Annotated in this window: 2 protein-coding genes; both read right to left on the reverse strand. The window is 76.2% G+C overall.

What is annotated here, in order from left to right; all coding sequences use genetic code 11:
- Nucleotides 1–868, reverse strand: an 868-nt coding sequence (locus ACOV8S_RS07550) for a DMT family transporter (RefSeq protein ID WP_448316865.1), incomplete at its 3' end; no start/stop codon positions are given.
- Between the two features lie 12 nt (nucleotides 869–880).
- Nucleotides 881–1,317: SDR family NAD(P)-dependent oxidoreductase (locus ACOV8S_RS07555; protein WP_448316867.1), on the reverse strand; the 437-nt coding region annotated here is incomplete at its 5' end.

A 1,317-nucleotide genomic window follows, 5' to 3' on the forward strand; every position in this document is an offset into this window, starting at 1 on the left:
CACCCGCCCCCGTGTCCCAGCCTCCGGCCGCCGGGAGGGCCCGCGCCAGCCCGACACTGCCGGCGCCCATGAGCAGCACGCCCACCAGCGCGGGCGCCACACGGGCCCCGAGCGCGATCCGCTCACCGAACAGCACCCACCCCAGGGCCACGCTGGTCAGCGCGTCGCCCAGGGTCAGCGCGGGCTGGGAGGCGGCCAACGTCCCGGCCCGCAGCGCGTACTGGAGCACCAGGAAGGCGACGGTCCCGACGACGAGCGTCGCGTACGGGGACCAGGTGGACATCAGGGCGCCGAGCCCGTCTCCGAGCTTTCCGGTCGTCTCCTTGAGGAGCGCAGCGGTAGCGGCGAAGCACACCGCCGACGCCAGTCCCAGCAGGGCGGCGCGCGGCGCCCCGCGTACCGTGCGGGCGGTCAGCGCCAGACCGGCCGTGACCACCGTGACCGCCAGTGCGGTCGGCAGCCACCGTCCCTCGTGGGCCGTGGTCCGTCCGGCGGTGGGAGAGGCCGCCGTCAGGAACAGTGCGAGCCCGGCGGCCAGGGCGAGGAACGCCAGGCAGGTCCTGGACGCAGGCCGCCGCCGGAAGACGACGGCGCCGACCGCCAGCGTGAAGAGCAACTCGGTGGCCAGCAGCGGCTGGACGAGGGCGAGGCCGCCCAGGCTCAGGGCCCAGGCCTGGAACAGGGTGGACAGGGCGAGCAGGCCGGCGCCGGCCACCCAGGCGGGCCGCCGCAGCACGCGGAGCAGCCACCGCGCGTCCTGCCGCGGCCCGGTGTCGCCCTCCGGCTCGTCCGCCGCCGCCCGCCGCTGGAGCACCGAGGCCGAAGCGTTCGACAGCGCGGCGAGCAGGGCGAGGACGACCGTGAGCACCCCGGACCGCCGTCACCCGAACACGGACGACAGGCGCCGGAACAGGGCCGGTGCGGCTCCGTGCACGCGGGCCGGAAGACGCAGCCACCCCGGGACGTAGATCTCGTCCCGCCCCCGGGAGACCGCGGTCCACACGGCGTCCGCGACGCGTTCGGGCGGAACCGGCCGGGGCGTCGACCGGCGGTAGGGGGCCCCGCGCCGTTCGAAGAAGGGCGTGTCGACGACGCCCGGCACCACATGGCTGAGCCCCACCCCGGTGCCGCGCAGTTCGTACCGCAGGGCTTCGGAGAAGGCTCCCAGCGCCGCCTTCGCCGCCGAGTACACGGCCTCCGCCCGAACCCCGACCACTCCCGCCAGGGATCCGACGAGGACGACGCGCCCACGGCCCTCCCGCACCATGTGGGGCACGACCTGCCGCACCAGCCGCAGCGTGGCCAGGAGATCCGTCT

This window comes from Streptomyces sp. CO7 (assembly GCF_053474865.1).